13 protein-coding genes and 1 tRNA gene are annotated in these 16,881 nt (G+C 63.6%); 7 read left to right on the top strand and 7 right to left on the bottom strand.

Annotation, left to right across the window (positions count from 1 at the left end):
• Positions 1-88: 88 nt before the first annotated feature.
• The 4 genes from ABF648_RS03595 to ABF648_RS03610 all read right to left on the bottom strand — a co-directional run bounded on the left by ABF648_RS03595 (position 89) and on the right by ABF648_RS03610 (position 4,895).
• Positions 89-1,225 carry an aldehyde dehydrogenase family protein gene (locus ABF648_RS03595; RefSeq protein ID WP_415630925.1) on the bottom strand — a complete coding sequence of 379 codons (1,137 nt, stop codon included), beginning with the start codon at positions 1,223-1,225 and terminating at the stop codon, positions 89-91.
• Positions 1,226-1,673: 448 nt separating this feature from the next.
• The gene (locus ABF648_RS03600) at positions 1,674-2,363 is read right to left on the bottom strand and encodes a hypothetical protein (protein ID WP_415630926.1); all 690 of its coding nucleotides are present in this window, start codon (positions 2,361-2,363) and stop codon (positions 1,674-1,676) included.
• A 308-nt stretch (positions 2,364-2,671) separates the two neighbouring features.
• The gene (locus ABF648_RS03605) at positions 2,672-3,241 is read right to left on the bottom strand and encodes a hypothetical protein (RefSeq protein WP_415630927.1); all 570 of its coding nucleotides are present in this window, start codon (positions 3,239-3,241) and stop codon (positions 2,672-2,674) included.
• A gap of 406 nt (positions 3,242-3,647) precedes the next feature.
• Positions 3,648-4,895 (bottom strand): alpha-amylase family protein, encoded by a 1,248-nt coding sequence (locus ABF648_RS03610; protein ID WP_415630928.1) that lies wholly within the window; start codon positions 4,893-4,895, stop codon positions 3,648-3,650.
• Between the two features lie 70 nt (positions 4,896-4,965).
• On the opposite strand from ABF648_RS03610, the gene ABF648_RS03615 reads away from it, so the two are divergent.
• On the top strand, positions 4,966-5,577 hold the full coding sequence (locus ABF648_RS03615) for a TetR/AcrR family transcriptional regulator (RefSeq protein ID WP_415630929.1): 612 nt from the start codon (positions 4,966-4,968) through the stop codon (positions 5,575-5,577).
• Positions 5,578-6,380: 803 nt separating this feature from the next.
• Positions 6,381-7,406, top strand: a complete 1,026-nt coding sequence (locus ABF648_RS03620; protein ID WP_415630930.1) for a PQQ-dependent sugar dehydrogenase — start codon at positions 6,381-6,383, stop codon at positions 7,404-7,406.
• A 232-nt stretch (positions 7,407-7,638) separates the two neighbouring features.
• Here ABF648_RS03620 and ABF648_RS03625 read toward each other — a convergent pair.
• Positions 7,639-7,712: transfer RNA gene (locus ABF648_RS03625), tRNA-Ile, on the bottom strand.
• 270 nt (positions 7,713-7,982) lie between these two features.
• Entirely contained in the window at positions 7,983-8,882 is a 900-nt protein-coding gene (gene otsB / locus ABF648_RS03630) for a trehalose-phosphatase (RefSeq protein ID WP_415630931.1), read from the bottom strand.
• Positions 8,883-9,094: 212 nt separating this feature from the next.
• Here otsB and ABF648_RS03635 point away from each other — a divergent pair, with 212 nt between their 5' ends.
• Complete coding sequence (locus tag ABF648_RS03635) at positions 9,095-10,525, top strand: alpha,alpha-trehalose-phosphate synthase (UDP-forming) (RefSeq protein WP_415630964.1); 1,431 nt, start codon at positions 9,095-9,097, stop codon at positions 10,523-10,525.
• Between the two features lie 35 nt (positions 10,526-10,560).
• Here ABF648_RS03635 and ABF648_RS03640 read toward each other — a convergent pair whose 3' ends face one another.
• Complete coding sequence (locus tag ABF648_RS03640; RefSeq protein WP_415630932.1) at positions 10,561-11,154, bottom strand: histidine phosphatase family protein; 594 nt, start codon at positions 11,152-11,154, stop codon at positions 10,561-10,563.
• Here ABF648_RS03640 and cbiB point away from each other — a divergent pair.
• The 4 genes from cbiB to ABF648_RS03660 are packed head-to-tail and all read left to right on the top strand — an operon-like array spanning position 11,116 to position 16,773.
• Positions 11,116-12,186, top strand: a complete 1,071-nt coding sequence (gene cbiB / locus ABF648_RS03645; protein ID WP_415630933.1) for an adenosylcobinamide-phosphate synthase CbiB — start codon at positions 11,116-11,118, stop codon at positions 12,184-12,186. The two genes, ABF648_RS03640 and cbiB, sit on opposite strands and share 39 nt — an antisense overlap.
• A complete protein-coding gene (locus ABF648_RS03650; RefSeq protein ID WP_415630934.1) occupies positions 12,183-13,640 on the top strand; it encodes a cobyric acid synthase in 1,458 nt (485 codons plus the stop codon). The genes cbiB and ABF648_RS03650 overlap by 4 nt, the downstream gene beginning before the upstream one ends.
• Entirely contained in the window at positions 13,637-14,212 is a 576-nt protein-coding gene (gene cobO, locus ABF648_RS03655; protein ID WP_415630935.1) for a cob(I)yrinic acid a,c-diamide adenosyltransferase, read from the top strand. Before ABF648_RS03650 ends, cobO begins: the two co-directional genes overlap by 4 nt.
• Positions 14,209-16,773, top strand: a complete 2,565-nt coding sequence (locus ABF648_RS03660; protein WP_415630936.1) for a cobyrinate a,c-diamide synthase — start codon at positions 14,209-14,211, stop codon at positions 16,771-16,773. The genes cobO and ABF648_RS03660 overlap by 4 nt, the downstream gene beginning before the upstream one ends.
• Positions 16,774-16,881: the final 108 nt, after the last annotated feature.

Raw genomic sequence — 16,881 nt, forward strand, 5'->3', positions numbered from 1 at the left:
TAACCAACAAAACAAGGGGGCCTAGGCTTGCTGGTCTCACGCGCGTTTTGGCGGGGGGTCCGGGGTTGTATTGTGCCGTTGCGAAAAACTAGGCCCGGGGGGGGGGGCGCGCCGCGCCACCGACCACCACCTTCGCTCCCTTGGAAACGGCGTCATCGACATGTTCGGTAACCGTCTTCAGTTGCGACGGCGTCGTGAGGGAGCCCATCTCCATCGAGTAGTCGTATGCGGCACCGATCGTCAGTGCCCGCGTCGCAGCTGCGAATCGGTCGACGAACTCGTCGAACCGGGCGTCCGGCGCGTAGATCCGCTCGATCGATACGCACAGCTGACCGCCTGAGGGGAAGCATCCTGCGACCGCCCCCGCGATGGTCCTGTCCAGGTCGGCATCGTCGAGCACGATCATGGGGTTCTTCCCACCGAGCTCCAGGGCTGCCCGGATCAGTCGTTCCCCCGCACCGGAAGCGATCCGCCTGCCCGATGCGGTAGAACCGGTGAACATCACGAAGTCGGCGCCATCGAGCAGAGTGTCACCGATCTCGGAACCGTGGCCGACCACCATCTGCCAGACATCGGCGGGCAGTCCGGCCTCCCGCATGAGGCCAAGGGCCCACAGGGCGGTGAGGGCCGTCTGCGTATCCGGCTTCTGCACCACCACATTTCCGGCCATCAACGCTGGGACCGCGTCTCCTGCAGCCATGCTCAGTGGATAGTTCCACGGCGAGATGATCGTCACGATGCCCTTTGGATGGTGCAGCTCCGTGGTGCGCGTCAGCACAGGAACCGCACCCCTGCGGCGCACCGGGTGGAGGAAGCGCTCGGCATTGCAGGCGTAGTAGCGGGCGGTGATGGCGGTGTCGGCGATCTCGAGGAATGCGTCACGCCGGGTCTTGCCGTTCTCGGCCTGCATGAGGTCCAGGGCTTCCGCCTGCCTGGCCAGCACCAGGTCATGGAAACGCAGCATGATCTTCTTGCGTTCGCTGATCGGGGTGTCAGCCCAGCCGGCCTGCGCATTCTTCGCCCGACCGAATGCATCCTCGACGGTTTCCTTCGTAGCCAGCGGCAGGTCACCCAGCGGAGTGCCGGTGTAGGGGGCAGTCGTGCTGATCGTCTTGCCCTCTGGGTTGCTCACCGCGTGTGTGGCCAGCTCGGTCAGGCGCGCCGGCGTGAGCGTCGGCGGAAGCGGCAGGTCGTACTGGCGCGACGACTCGTCAAGAACAGTCATGCGGGACTCCGATACACATTGAAGGACACAACCCGGCAAGAAGGATCATCGCGTGGAGACATGTGCGACATTCGCATCCTTGACAGAACCGAGGCGTGCCTCCCCTGCAATGCCCTCCAGTCTGGCACGGCCCGCGGAGCCGAGCCGATGGATTGGTAGCTGGTTCGGGACAACCATTGGGTGCGAGGCGACGAGACGACCTGGATTCTGAGATCGCAAGACACTCAGCGATCGAGAACACACCCGGTGACGCCTGGCCCGGAATTCTCGTGGGCAACGGACTGCTCGACGGCGCTTCGGCTGATCCGCTGCCGGATGCCCTGTGTCGATTGTCCCTGGAACGGAGACGCAGAATCCGATACCTCGACTGATTCTGAGGCGCATCACCCGGCAGGACGACGAGTGAAAGGACATTCAGCCGTACACCCCTCGACTTCAACTCCGGAAATCATCCGCCGGGGACGAGCAGCGAGTGGAGTTCGATGACGTTCAGCTGATGTTGTGCCGCCGGGCGGACCAGCGATTCTGTTCCTGATTGACCCAGCGCAGACCACTGCACTTGCCAGCTTCGTGTTGCTGTGACGGTGTACACGCCCTTCGACTGATACACATGTCCGCACGACGGTGACGGCTGATTGCGGAACGGACCCACCAGACGGTCAGTTCTGGTGCAGCTCACTCGGTGACCGTCACCCATGTCGATCACAAGTGGCCCCGGTGCAGCAGTGATCGCGATGTCTATGCCTTCGGACGACACATGTTCGGATCGATTCAAGGTCTCCGGAGTCCACAACCACAACTGCTCCCCCACTGCCGCGGCATTCCACTCATTCGCATCCGGGGAAGGATCGATGCCCAACTGCGATTCCGGTACCGACAGACGCGCCACAGCCTGACGAGCCACCTCAGTGACATTCACCTGCGGGACGGCCGGCGCAGCAACAGCCGTTGGATCCGGATTATTCGGGCGGTTCATCAAAGGGACGCCCTGCATCGGCGTCACATCCGGCATCGCGTCAACCCCGGGCAAGAGCAACATGCTGCGATTCGGATCCTGCACGGCCGCCCACTGCATCAAGCCATTACCCCACGCATCAAACCCAGGAACCAGCACCCTCTTGGTGGTCTGCTGACTCACCAACTCATCGCTGGCCGGAATGGCTTGACCACCTTCAGAACCAGTGACCTGAGCGGAAGCCAAATCAACATAAGGACGGCCACCGGAACCCTGATTTGGGAGAGCGACACTCCCTCCACCGGTATTTCCGCCAGCTAGAGGAGATTCACTTCTTTCCCGAATGTGGACCCCTACTGTAATTTCTCCACCAGAATTACACACACCCAATTGGCCAGAATTTACAATAAAGGTGGGCGCTGTGCAATCCGCCGCTACAGCGATATTAGTGGCCAGTACATGACAAATCAAAACCGCCACCAATACGAGGGCTAGGAAACGGGGCACTGATCAACCTCCCTTGCGTGGCCATCGAATATTTTTAGCAGACCATCAGTGTCATGCTTCAAAAACACGACATGAAAATCTATCTTTCCGGTATATTCATTTCCTTCTGCATCAACAAGAGGGCTACCACTGTTATCAACACAAACACCTAATGTAACCAGTGATCCGTCCCGCGTTTCAAAGGGATATGGAGCTAGTTCGGATAGAACTACAGCAGTCCCCGGTTTTGACTTATACCCCAGATCATGGAGTTTTCGGAGGATCGCCTGAACGGATTCGTAGTATTCTTGCATGAGATAACGTGCATCCTCAGACGGGAGTTCCATTACCCCACCTCGGACAAGGATTTCCTGATAGTCAGCGAAGAAGGCCCGATAAACACCCTCAGCTTCCGCATACAGCGCCGCCTGAGATGCCGAAGCTTGAGCATGCGCATCAACACTTGCGTCGGCCGCAGGGGTAGCCGACGACACCGCGGCACCCGGTGAACCACCCGACGCGGATCCCGGCCCCGCACTGGAACTGCAGCTCACCAGCGCGAGCACCGTCGTCACGCACGCAGCGGTCAACCACCACCGGACAGCACCGTCCCGACGCACACGCATGAGAGCCTCCAGGGGGCGAGGGAGCCGACATGTTCTCGGCCATCATGACATCCGCAGGTGCTGTCCTTCTCGTTATCCACAGGCGCACTTCCGGAGATCTCAGACAAGGTAGCGGGGCAGCACAGAAGACCTCAGCCGTCAGTGTTCAGCATCAAACCAGCGTCACTCCGCTGTGGATCAAGGCGTGCAAGAATCCTGCTCCTCTGCCCACGGGGCTGCCACGATACGAGCCCGCATGTCAGATCACGGACACAGTTGTACAGCTGCCGAATAATAGTGCGTTGAATTCAGGTGCCGGCGCGATCAATCAGATACGGTCATCTTTGTCCAAGCCGCAAGCAGGCTCATCAGAAAATCAATACTGGGATTGTTTCCAAAGAATATGATGATTCCTATCCTTGACAGTGACCAACGGCTTATTGGTGAGATCGACTTCCACGGTCACATATTCGTCGCTGCCACGAGCGCTGACCCGATACACATAGTGTTCATTCTTGAGGCTGAGTTTTGTCGTGCTTGCATTCACAAGCCAGGAGTTCCGCCGGCGCACTCCGATGAGATCTTGGTATGCGCGATAGATGTGTTGTCCCCACGCTGCCAGCGAGGACGGCGCATCTGGAAAGGACGGACGCACGTCGTCATCTCCACCTACACGATCTTCCTTGACCCCGGTGAATCCCTGCTCATCGCCGTAGTAGATGGACGGGATTCCGCCCACGGTCAGCTGAATGGCTGCTGCGGCCAGCGCTCCATCGGGACCGTCAGTGCTGGCGATCCGCGTCACGTCATGATTGCCGATGAAGGTGTTCGGCGTGAAACTCTCCAGAAAACTGTTGTGCCGCGTAAAAGACGCATCGAGTTCGAAGAGATTACGTTCCTTTATGGATGACCAGATCGCCTTCCACAGTTCGTACTGGGTCAGCGAATCCACCGTGGAACCAGTCACGAACTCCGGATAGTCGCCGTGAATCACCTCGCCGAGGAACCAGGCATCCGGATAGTGGCTTCGAACACGAGGAATCACCCGTGTCCAGAATTCGGTGGACACCGAATAGGCGGCGTCCAGACGCCAGCCGTCGATGCCCCTGGCCAACCAGTACTCCATCACCTTGACCACATAGTCGACGGCTTCTTGAGTGGAATGGTTGAGGCGCACGAGCGACCGATGTCCTTCGAACACCCGTGGAGCAGGCCCACCGGGAGCATTCCAATCGATGTCGAACAGGGGCGCCTTGGGGCCGTCAGGGCCTTCGGCGAGTGCCTGAATCACATCGGGATGCTGCGCCCCGACATGGCTGAAAACGCCGTCCAGCAGAATACGCAGGCCGCGTTGCTTGCAGGCAGCAACCAGAGCATCGAACTCTTCGTCTCCACCGAGGCGTCGATCGATGCGGAATTGGTCGGTCGTGTCATAGCCATGGGTCTGCGACGCGAAGATCGGCCCCAGCAACAGCCCCGACGCCCCGAGTTCGACCGCATAGTCCAGCCATCCCAAGAGCTTGTTGAGGCGCGGGCCCGGGTGCGTGTCCTCCTCACGGATGGGCGCCCCGCAGAAGCCGAGGGGGTAAACCTGCCACCAGATCGTGTGCTCCGCCCAACCCATGACCGCTCCTCTACTGATTCATGTTCACTAACATTAGTGATGTTACTTCACTAGCGTTACCATGAGCAACATGGCACGTACGGACCGCAAGCCCCGCCAACGGCTCGACCCCTCAGAGCGTCGTGCCGCCATCCTGAATGCGGCCACCCATGCCTTCGCCTCCCTCCCCTACGGGGATGTGACGATCGCCTCGATCGCCACTGACGTGCAGGCTTCATCAGCACTTGTCTACCGCTATTTCGCCAACAAGGAAGACCTCTACGTGGAAGTCGTCCGGCTGGCGATCCAAGACCTGCGCGCCAGGCACCGTGCCGCCATTCATGCACTCCCCGACGGTGCTCCTGTGCGTGATCGCATCCGCGCAGCCACCGAGGTCTATCTCGACCACATTGCCAGCCATCCCAACGCCTGGGCCATGCCGATGCGCCAGCCCGGTGGCGAGCCGCCCGCAGCGGCAGACCTGCGCACCAAGGCACGGATGGCTTACGTGGAAGCCCTCGTACAATTACTTGAACCCAGCACCGAGCGACGCCACGAATATGCCCTGTGGGGCTATTTCGGATTCCTGGATTCGGCCTGTCTGCGCTGGGTGGACGAAGGCTGTCCCCCCGATGACAGATGGCCCCTCATCGACACTGCTACCGGGGCTCTCGAAGGAGCCTTGGGCGACTGGTCAGCCTGAAGAGTGGTGTCTCTGGGTCTCTGTTCGGGCATTGCTCAAATTCTCGGCCGAGACACTTTTCGCGTCCACAGACTTGAACGCAATCTTCCGCCGCACCCGAGAACAATGGAGTTCCTCCATGAAGATCGAGTACGAATCCCCACCTTGTGAGTCCATCCCCCGGCGAATCCGTTCCGAAGACAATCCGAGTCAACCTTGACTCGTGGATTCCTCGTGACGTCGGCATCACTCCGTTGCACATGGCCATGCCCCGCACATGGCGCAACCGGGTTCGCACCGCCCTGATGGACTGCATTTTCTCGTACCCGGACCACCTTTGAAACCCATCGGCCCTTGGTCGTGGGCGCGAGCCGGACATTCGGGTCCAGACGCCTCCCACAAGAAGTCGCTGATTTCTGCCCACACGAGCTGCTCATCAGACAACCCACCAGCCCGGGGCGCTTGCCGAGGCGAGTCTTTCCGAACCGCACTCGATATCCCACCATGTATGTGAATTCGTATGTGAATTCCTAACCCACGCATCCGACTCGAGGGAAGGATGGAGTGGCAGCATTGGAACGCGTCGGTAACGTCGGTACATGGCACACCATTCAGACTCTTCTGTGGCCAGAGCCTGGGCCGCCCGCCGAGCCATCGTCATGGCATTTCTCTGCGTGCTGCTGACGGCGTGCACAGCTCGCCAGACGGCACCCGCACCGGGCAACGATTCCGGTGATGTATCCGAGGCATCAAGCTCAACGAATTCAGCGAGGTCCTCGACATCATCGGGATCGGGGGCGGCGCCCAGGCTCTCAGTCAGCACCGTGGTCACGAATCTCGACCATCCCTGGGGGCTCGCTGTGTTGCCTGACCGCTCGATGCTGGTCACAGAACGTTCTGGGCGGCTTGGAGTGGTGCGTGAGGACGGGCATCTTCACCAGGTCGATGTCGATCTGGGGGTCAGGGCGGCCGGCGAGGGTGGTCTGCTCGATGTGGCGGCGAGTCCTCACTTCGAGTCGGACCGCACCGCCTGGGTGTGTTTCAACTCCATGGAGGGCGATGTGCGGGTGACCCCGCTGACGCTGTCCGCCGATCTGAGCTCGGCCAGTGCCCAGCAGCCATTGGTTCAGGGCCTTCCAGCGAACTCGTCGGGGCGGCACAGCGGATGCCGACTGCTCGTCGGGCAGGACGGCATGCTGTGGATCGGCACCGGTGACGCCGCCCAACCGAACAATCCCCAGGATCTCGGCTCGTTGGGCGGCAAGGTGCTGAGGGTTGACCCTGCCACGGGGAAGGCGCCGAGCGACAATCCTTACGCCGGCTCCTCGGATCCGAAACAGCAACTCGTCTACACCTACGGTCACCGCAATGTGCAGGGGCTCGCGATCCAGCCGGGAACCGGCCAGATCTGGTCGGTGGAGCACGGCTCAACGATTGACGACGAGGTGAACCTACTGGCGGTAGGCGGCAACTACGGCTGGAACCCGGCCAGTGCCAGCCGATCCAACTACGTGGAGCAGGGTGTTCCCATGACCGACACCAAGCTGCCGAATGCGCGCGCGGCAGTATGGTCGTCCGGCTCGCAGACCATCGCCACCTCGGGCGGCACCTTCCTCAGCGGATCGCAATGGGGTTCCTGGCAAGGGCGAATGGTCGTGGCCGCGCTGAAGGGTCAGCAGGCATTGCTTCTGCAGGTCGACGCGGAGAACAAGCTGGTCGACCAGCAACGAATTCCAGAGCTGAACGGCCACGGCAGACTTCGCACTGTGGTTCTCGCCCCCGACGGATCGCTGCTGGTGACCACGGACAACGGGCGCAGTGACTCGATCCTGCGAGTCACTGCGGGGTGACGGAGACTCTTGGCGTGAAGGAGAGTCATTTGGCACATGGTTGTGGCCATGCGCCATCTGTCGTCAAGACGACCGACAGGGACAACCATGAAACGACCCCATCGGTATGAAGGGTTCCCGCGAGCTGTGCGCGGACATCGTGCTACCCATTTGATTTCCAATAGCTACCCACAGATGTGGTTGCGTCGCTCTTCTGGCCGCTCATTCCTGCTCTGACTAGGTATCTAATCGGTGGGGCGTGTGGGGCTCGAACCCACGACCCAGGGATTATGAGTCCCCTGCTCTGACCTGCTGAGCTAACGCCCCGACCGTGTCACTCTAGCGAGCCCGATCGGAAACCGACCACCCCCAACAAACCAGGTCGGACACCAGCCACCCCACCGAGCGGTGCCGAAGACCGGACACTCCAGCTGTGATGTCCAGAGACGTCATTCCGGCGGCATGGCCATGAAAGCGGCATGGCCATGAAAGCTGAGAAGCGAGGGACTCCGGGTTCGTGAAACGGTTGGACTCAACAGCTCCACCGCGCAATCGGAGTCCACCCATGAGCAGAATCGAAAACAACCTGTCTGGACATCACATCCAGCTGGCCTGGTCGGAAACCTGCGACTCCATCCCGTCCGCCAGCATGGTCAGCCAAGCGAGAATCCCTGCCGGGCCATCGCAGACGATGTCAGCGCGAGAGACCAGCTCCGGCACCTCACCGGAGGCCGAGACCACCTGCGCCCCATGGTGGCCTGCACGCTGCCACTCGCTTACGGCATCGAATGCCGGCAGATCCCCGAGGTCGTCGCCGCAGAAGATTCCTGTCTCCGGTACATCGCTGCGCAGGAGATCGCGCACCACATCACCCTTGTCGATGGAACTGTTGCGCAACTCGATCGCGTTGCGCCCACGCTGCGCGCTGAGCCCCAGCTCCTCGGCGATGCGCTGGACATGTGGCGCGAGCTTCTCCAGGAGTTCTCCCGGACGTGGATTGCGCCGGGTGTGCACCACTACCGCCAGGCCCTTGTCCTCCACGCCGACGCCTTCGACGTCGATGCCTTCACGGGCCACCTGGTCCAGCAGATCAGTGAGCCGGCTGTTCGCCGCTGCGATGGTGGGCGGTGGAGGTGGCACCGTGAGCCGTCCGGTGATCCCGTCCCAGGTCTCCTGGCCGTACTGGCCGTAGATGCGCAGGTGCTGAGTCTCGGTCAATCTCGCGAAACCACCCAGATCGAGGATCACCTGCACCGGCCGCCCGGTGACGACGACGACTCCACCGACGTGCGGAATCAGTCGCTGCAGAATGTCCAGCATTCCCGGCTGCGGGCGGGCGTCCTCGGGTTTGGCCACGATCGGGGCCAGTGTTCCGTCATAGTCGAGACAGATGAGCGCCTTGGCCGGACAGCGCAGGATGGCTTCGGTCGCCTCACGACCAGCTGCGGACGCAAATGTCACATGATCTGGGATCTGATAACGGCCACCGCTGGTCATGGCCTCAACTCTGCCAGATGCCCTGCGGATCGGTTCGACAGGCGAGTCTGCGAGATGATTTCCCGAGCGTTGATAACCTCAGCACAGCGAACAGCAAGCCAAGGGGGTCTACCGAAGTGACCGTCAACGAATCCTCGACAGAGCGCACGCACGGCATCCCGACCGGACAGGATTCCAGTGCGACACTTGAGAACACCGGCACCGTGGCCGATCTGGCACCACGAGAGGATTCGCTCAGCATCAGTCAATCCGCTGACTTTGTCGTGGTCGCAAATCGGCTTCCCGTTGACCGGATGGAGAATCCTGATGGTTCACAGGGCTGGAAGACATCCCCCGGAGGCCTGGTCACCGCACTGAAGCCCGTGATCCAGGCGCAGGGCGGCGCATGGGTCGGCTGGGGGGGATCGGCCGATGAGCACATCGACCCCTTCACTTTCGATGGTCATGGCGTGATCCCCGTCGATCTGTCCGGCGACGAGGTCCGCGACTACTACGAGGGCATGTCGAATGCGACTTTCTGGCCGCTCTATCACGACTGTGTCGAGCATCCTGAATATCACCGTGAATGGTGGGACGCATATCTGCGAATCAATGAACGTTTCGCACGCGCCGCGGCAGACGTCGCCGCACTGGGTGCCACGGTATGGGTTCAGGACTACCAGTTGCAGAATGTCCCGGAAATGTTGCGCGCGATGCGCCCCGATCTGAAGATCGGTTTCTTCCTGCACATTCCTTTTCCACCGATCGAACTATTCATGCAGCTGCCCTGGCGATATCAGGTGATCGAGGGGCTTCTCGGAGCCGATATCGTGGGGTTCCAGGAGCCCGGCTCGGCGCAGAATTTCGTGCGCCTGGGGCGGCGCCTGGCCGGGCTGCACACACTGCGCGACAAATTATTCACCTCCGATGGCCGCACGGTGACGGCCCGCGCCTATCCGATCTCCATCGACTCGCAGGACATGCTCAATATCTCGCGCACCCCGCAGGCCCGCGATATAGCGCAGCAGCTACGAGAAGACCTGGGTAATCCGGACAGGATCTTCCTCGGTATCGACCGGCTGGACTACACCAAGGGCCTGCGCCCTCGGGTGCGCTCATTCGGTGAGCTGTTCACCTCCGGCCAGCTCGATCCGGCACACAATGTGTACCTCCAGGTTGCCACCCCCACCCGTGAAGGCGTCCGCCGATATCAAGAACTGCATCGCGATATCGACGAAATGGTGGGCAGGATCAACTCCTTGAGCGGGCGCATCGGGCGCTCCCCCATCGTGTACCGCTACTCCAGTTACCCCAAGCTGGAACTCGCCGCGATGTACCGTGCCGCCGATGTGATGATCGTCACCCCGCTGCGCGATGGCATGAATCTGGTCGCGAAGGAATACGTCGCGGCACACGATTCCGACGACGGCGCCCTGGTGCTCAGCGAATTCGCGGGTGCTGCGCTGGAACTGACGCACTCCTATCTGGTCAATCCGTACGACCTCAACGGCTTGAAGAACCAGATCCTGCGCGCAGCCGGTGACTCCCATGCCAACCATGCCCGCAGGATGCGCTCGATGCGCAAGCAGGTCTTCAGACACGACATCGATGCCTGGGCCAATAACTTCCTCACCGATCTCGGGTCGGTGCCACAACCAGCGTGAGAAGGTCCTCAAAAAGCTGCCACCGCCCAGCAGGGTCAGAACGGCAGGACATTGCCCGGCCTCCATCGCACCCAACGGACCTCGCCATGACGAAGCCTGGCCTCCCAGTCGACGTCACGATGGCCTCGCCCGACCACCAGAGCCATCAGGGCGCACAGCGCGTCGCCGTGGCTGACCACGATGATCCGGCGCGGCGGACGGGCGGACAGCAGACCGCAGAATTCGCGCAGCCGGCGGTAGACGTCGACGACGCTCTCCCCCCCGCCCCAGCGCACCTCGCTGATGTCTGCTCCCACCTCGGTGGGTTCCGGAATTGGCTCGCTGACAAGCTGAGACGCAGTCATGCCGTCGAGGCGCCCGTGGTTCTGCTCGCGCAGCAGAGCGGTAGCGCGGATGGGCAACCCAGTGGCGCTCGCAATGGCTTCGGCGGTCTGCCGGGCGCGCATCATGTCGCTGGACCACAATTCCTGTCCACCCCAACCGATCAGGGCGGCAGCCGCGGCACTGGCTTGGGCACGCCCCCTGATGGTCAACTGGGGACTCATCTGGTGGCCGAGCACCCGGCCGCCCAGATTTCCGGTGGATTCGCCATGACGTACCAGGGCGAGCTCCAACACATCGGCAGGCACATCGGCAGCCTAACCCCGGCGGCGAGCAGGGCCGCCGGACTGGGGCTCGCAGCACTGGCCGATCAAGTTCTGCCCGATCCCCCGAATCGTTGGCATCCAGTGGCCTGGTTCGGCACCTGGGCGGGCTGGCTGGAGGCCCGGATGTGGTCGGACTCGAGAATGCGAGGCGCCACGTTCACCATCGTCGCACTGGCGCCTGTCGCTGCCCTGGGCCTGGCCACCGAGGTCGCGACGCATCGTTGTCCGGCGGCGCATGCCCTGGCCACAGCGCTGGCAGGCTGGGTGGTCATCGGCGCCGGATCGCTGTCCCGCGAGGGCGAATTGATGGCCGGCCGGCTCGATGAGGGTGACCTGCCTGGTGCACGGGGAAGACTGAGTCACCTGTGCGGACGGCTTCCCGACGGCTTGGACGAGCCCGAACTGGCCCGGGCCACCGTCGAATCACTGGCCGAGAACACCGCCGATTCAGCGATCGCCTCGTTGTGGTGGGGAGCACTGGGCGGCATCCCCGGAATGCTCGTCCACCGCGCGACGAATACCCTCGATGCGATGGTCGGTTACCGCAGCACCCGCTACGCCCGCTTCGGCACCGCTTCCGCGCGGCTGGACGACCTGCTCGATCTGGCACCAGCACGGTTGACCGCCGCGCTGGCCTGCGCGCTCGCCTCCACTGTCGGCGGTAGGCCGGCGGCCACAGCACGGATCGTGCTGCGCGACGCCCACGACCATCCCAGCCCCAATGGCGGATGGTGCGAGTCGGCGTGGGCCGGGGCCCTGGGCGTGCAACTCGGAGGCCACAATGTCTATCCCGCGGGTGTCACCGAGGAACGCGGGCTGCTGGGCGACGGCCCCCGGCCACGCGCACTGCAGGTGCGCCGGGCTGCGAAACTGGTGCGCAGAGTCACCCTTGCCGGAGCTGGTATTGCCGCGGCATCATGCCTTGCCAGCTCTGCACTTTCATGGTTCTCCCGCGGCAGGGACCCACAGCTTCCGCACACTTCCAGAGAACCGAATCATGGAGGCAATCGATGACTGGCCTGCTGGTCTGCGGCACGAGTTCGGACGCCGGGAAGTCGGCCCTGGTCACCGGGCTGTGCCGCGTGCTCGCCCGTCGCGGCGTCGACGTGGTGCCCTTCAAGGCGCAGAACATGTCGAACAATTCCATGGTCTGTCCTGACGGCGCGGAGATCGGGCGCGCCCAATACCTTCAGGCCACGGCCGCGGGTGTCACCCCCGAGGCGTCCATGAATCCGGTGCTGCTCAAGCCCGGCACCGATCGGCGCTCCTTCATCGTGCTGATGGGTGAGGCCGCCGGGGAGCTGGAGGCTGGTGAATACGCCACCGGACGGCGCCAGCTCGCCGAGGCGGCGTTCGACGCCTACTCCCGGCTGGCCGCCGACCACGAGTTGGTGATCTGCGAGGGGGCTGGCTCCCCGGCGGAGATCAACCTACGCCGGGGCGACTATGTGAACATGGGACTGGCAAGGCGCTTCGACATTCCTACGATCATCATCGGAGACATCGACCGGGGCGGCATTCTGGCCAGCCTGTATGGCACCTGGGCACTGCTCGACAACTCCGATCGGGCGCTGCTGCGCGGCTATGTCATCAACCGCTTCCGCGGCGACCAGGAACTTCTGGACCCTGGTCTGGACGAGATCACCCGGCGCACCTCGATGCCCTGTTTCGGGGTGCTGCCCTGGCTGCCCGGTGTATGGATCGACGGGGAGGACGCCCTTCAGGTGGACCGCTGGCGGCGCGAAGAGGCCGCCACGAGCCCCACGAACCAGTTGACTGTGGCCGCCGTCGATCTGCCACGGATCTCCAATGCCACCGACGTGGATGCGCTGGCCGCCGAGCCGGGCGTCGACGTGCAGGTGACCGATGATGCGGTTATCTGCGAACGGGCCGATCTGGTGGTGCTGCCGGGCAGCCGCTCAACAGTCGGTGACCTTGCCTGGCTGCGTGAGCGAGGCATCGCTGACGTCGTGAACCGCCGCCACGCGCAGGGCCGCCCGGTGCTGGGCATCTGCGGCGGCTACGAGATGATGGCCGAACAGATGGACGACGAGGTGGAATCCCGCATCGGCACCGTCCCCGGGCTCGGTGTGCTGCCGGTCGACGTGCGCTTCGACGCTGCCAAGACTGTGCGGGTTGCGCACTACCGGTTCGACGATCTGGACGTGCGCGGCTACGAGATCCATCACGGACTGTGCGCCCCGCACGGCGGCGAAGTCTTCCTCGACGGCGTGCGCAGCGGCAACAGCTTCGGCACCATGCTGCACGGCAGCCTGGAAAATGACGACTTCCGCCGCCGCTTCCTGAGCCTGATCGCCGCCGAAACCGGTTCGGGTTGGCGTACGGACATGTCAGCTCCCGGATATGCGGCACGGCGCGAAACCATGATCACCCGTCTGGCAGATGCCATCGAGGAGCATCTGGACGTCGATGCACTGTTGGCCCTTGCCCCGCAGGCTGCCAGGTGAGCACCACTGCCCAGCTGCGGCACCAGCCCCGTCTCATCGTGCACACCGGGGATGGTAAGGGGAAATCCACCGCAGCTTTCGGTTCGGGACTGCGCGGCTGGGCGCAAGGCTGGTCGATCGGTGTGTTCCAGTTCATCAAGTCCGGCAAGTGGCACGCTGGCGAGCAGAAGGCCTATGAGCAGCTGAATCTCGCCCACGAGACCACCGGAGTCGGCGGGCCGGTGGAGTGGCAGTGCTTCGGACCGGGCTGGACTTGGCTGCACTCCACCGAGGGTGCCGACCAGGAGGCGATGGCCCGCGAAGGCTGGGACCATGTGTGCGCCCAGCTGGCAGCCCAGACCCACCGGCTCTACATTCTCGACGAATTCGCCCATGTGCTGGCCAAGGGCTGGCTCGACGTCGATGAGGTGGTCAAGACACTGGCAAGCCGCCCTGGTTGCCAGCACGTCGTGGTCACAGGACGGCACTGTCCACAGGAATTGATCGACACGGCCGACCTGGTGACCTCGATGGACAAGATCAAACATCCCTTCGACAAGGGAGAACGCGGACAGGCAGGTATCGAGTGGTGAGCACGCGCATTCCCCGTCTGGTCGTGGCCGCGCCCTCCTCCGGTCAGGGCAAGACCACCGTTGCGATCGGCCTGATGGCTGCGCTGAGCGCCCGGGGGCACATCGTCGCCGGTTTCAAGGTGGGCCCCGACTACATCGACCCCGGCTATCACGCGCTGGCGTGCGGGCGGCCCGGGCGCAATCTGGACCCCTACCTGTGCGGCGAGGAGAGGATCGCGCCGCTGTTCCTGCACGGCGCGACTGAACCTGCGCCTGCCGAGATCGCCGTCGTCGAGGGCGTCATGGGGCTGTTCGACGGCAAGCTCGGGGCCTGGCCCGATGGCTCTCAGGATCTGGCCGGTTTCGGCTCGACTGCCCATGTGGCGCGCCTGCTCGAGGCGCCCGTGGTTGTAGTGGTGGACGCCTCGCACGGTTCACGGACGGCCGCCGCGGTCTGCCACGGTCTGGCCAGCTACGACTCGCGGATTCGGGTAGCCGGTGTGGTTGTGAACCGGGTGATGAGCCCCCTCGTGGCCGACGAGATCACCCGCGGATGCGATCAGGTGGGCTTGCCGGTGCTCGGCGTGATCCCCATTGACAAGGCTGTTTCAGTCGGTTCGCGTCATCTCGGATTGATCACCGCGGACGAGTCGGAGGATGCTGCACAGGTGGTCCGCTCAGCTGGTGAGCTGATCGCAGCCCATGTGGACCTCGACGCCGTGAGATCACTGGCCGCTCAGGCCCCGGGCCAACAGGTGGATCCTTGGGACCCGACAGCCGAAGTGCACCCGGTCGGACAGGGAGCTGTCATCGCCATGGCGGCCGGCCCGGCGTTCACCTTCCGCTACACCGAAACCGAGGAGTTGCTGCGCGCCACGGGTGCCCGCGTGGAGTCCTTCGACCCGCTGGGGGATGCCCACCTGCCTGCCGAAACTGCCGGACTGTACCTGGGTGGCGGTTTCCCGGAAGAGCACGCCGAGGCTCTGGCGGGAAACACGAGCCTTCGCGAGGAGATCGGCCGGCGTTGCGCTGAAGGGATGCCGACCATCGCCGAGTGCGCCGGGTTGCTCTATCTGTGCCGCAGCCTGGACGGCCTGGCCATGGCGGGTGCGGTGGATCTCGATGCGCGGATGTCGCCACAGTTGACCATCGGCTATCACGAGGCGCACGCCGCTGAGGCCAGTTTCCTGTTCCACAAGGGTGAGGTGGTGCGTGCCCACGAGTTCCATCGCACGATCACTGAGGCCGCGCCCGGGCTGTCCGACGAGGCACAGGGCGTGCTCGAACCTGCCTGGCAGATCGGCGAGTGTGACGAAGGGGTCGTGCTGACCTTTCCTGGAGTCAGCTCCCCAGGAACCCCGGCGACACTGGTGGCGAGCTACCAGCACACTCACTGGGCCAGCTCTCCGGTGCTCGCAGAGCGTTTCGCACAGGCCGCCGCGGACTTCGCCGTCGGGCAGGCCGCTGTCTCGCACAGGGCAATCACCAAGCGTCTGACCACTGGTGATGCCGTGAAGTCGTCCGGCCTACCGGCAGCAGTCGACCTGCGTCACCATGGGGACCAGGACATCGAGTCGGGCCTTGTGGATCTGGCGGTCAATGTGCACGCCGAGCGTCCCCCGCAGTGGCTGGTGGGCGAACTGACCCATCGCGCCAACACCTGGGGACGCTACCCCGATGCCACCGTGGCCCGCGACGCAGTGGCGGCCCGGCACGGCGTCAACCCGGACCAGGTGCTCCTCACCGCCGGGGCGTCGGAGGCCTTCTGGTTGCTGGCGCGCGCAGTGACGCCGCGCTGGGCTGTGGTGGTGCATCCGCAATTCACCGAGCCCGAGGTCGCCCTTCGCACCGCGGGGCATCGCGTGGGGCGGCTGATTCTTCGTCCCGAGCAGGGCTTTCGCTTCGATCCGGTCATGGTGGACTCCCGCGCCGATCTGGTGATGATCGGCAACCCCACCAATCCCACCAGCGTGCTGCATCCTGCCGAGTCGATCCGTTCAATGCTGCGCTCTGAGCGCATCGTGGTGGTCGACGAGGCTTTCATGGATGCGGTGCCGGGTGAACCCGAGTCACTCATCGGGGGCTCGATGGAGGGTCTGCTGGTGGTGCGTTCGCTCACCAAGACGTGGAGCATCCCCGGCATTCGCGCCGGATATGCGGTGGGAGATGCCCGTGTGGTGGCCCAGCTCACCGCCCAGCAGCCGGCCTGGCCGGTCGCTTCGCCGGCGCTGGACGCCATCGAGCTGTGCTGCAGCCCTGAAGCGCAGGCCGAGACCGCGCAGCAGGCTCGTCAGATCGTCGAGGACCGCGACGACTTCACCGAATCCCTCACGCGCTCCGGCATCAGGATCGTGAACTCCCCCCGGGCGCCCTTCGTGCTCGCCGATCTGCGCGACGCCGAGCCGGCCATGCTGCGCGAAAGACTGCACTCGGCGGGCTTCTCGGTGCGTGGCTGCGAGAGCTTCCCAGGGCTCGGGCCCAGCTGGTTGCGGCTGGCCGTTCGCTCACGCGGGACATCAATGGCGTTCGCCCAGGCACTGGCCATGGCACTGTCCTCCAGCGCTGGCCGCCCCCACCCATGATCGTCCGTCCGGTCTGCGCCGCCTTCTCCCGGCCGACCGGTCATCCGGGCGATCCGAGATAATTCATTCCGTCGGACCAACTGCGCGGAGCCCCGTGCAGCCCATCAA

Source organism: Propionibacterium sp., from assembly GCF_047719395.1.
In the GTDB taxonomy this organism is placed as follows: domain Bacteria; phylum Actinomycetota; class Actinomycetes; order Propionibacteriales; family Propionibacteriaceae; genus Propionibacterium.

Excerpts from the sequence above, each read along its gene's own strand:
- ABF648_RS03650 (WP_415630934.1), top strand. The coding sequence starts at position 12,183 with ATGACTGGCCTGCTGGTCTGCGGCACGAGTTCGGACGCCGGGAAGTCG.
- otsB (WP_415630931.1), bottom strand. The coding sequence starts at position 8,882 with ATGACCAGCGGTGGCCGTTATCAGATCCCAGATCATGTGACATTTGCG.
- ABF648_RS03595 (WP_415630925.1), bottom strand. The coding sequence starts at position 1,225 with ATGACTGTTCTTGACGAGTCGTCGCGCCAGTACGACCTGCCGCTTCCG.
- ABF648_RS03610 (WP_415630928.1), bottom strand. The coding sequence starts at position 4,895 with ATGGGTTGGGCGGAGCACACGATCTGGTGGCAGGTTTACCCCCTCGGC.
- cbiB (WP_415630933.1), top strand. The coding sequence starts at position 11,116 with ATGACGTACCAGGGCGAGCTCCAACACATCGGCAGGCACATCGGCAGC.
- ABF648_RS03615 (WP_415630929.1), top strand. The coding sequence starts at position 4,966 with ATGGCACGTACGGACCGCAAGCCCCGCCAACGGCTCGACCCCTCAGAG.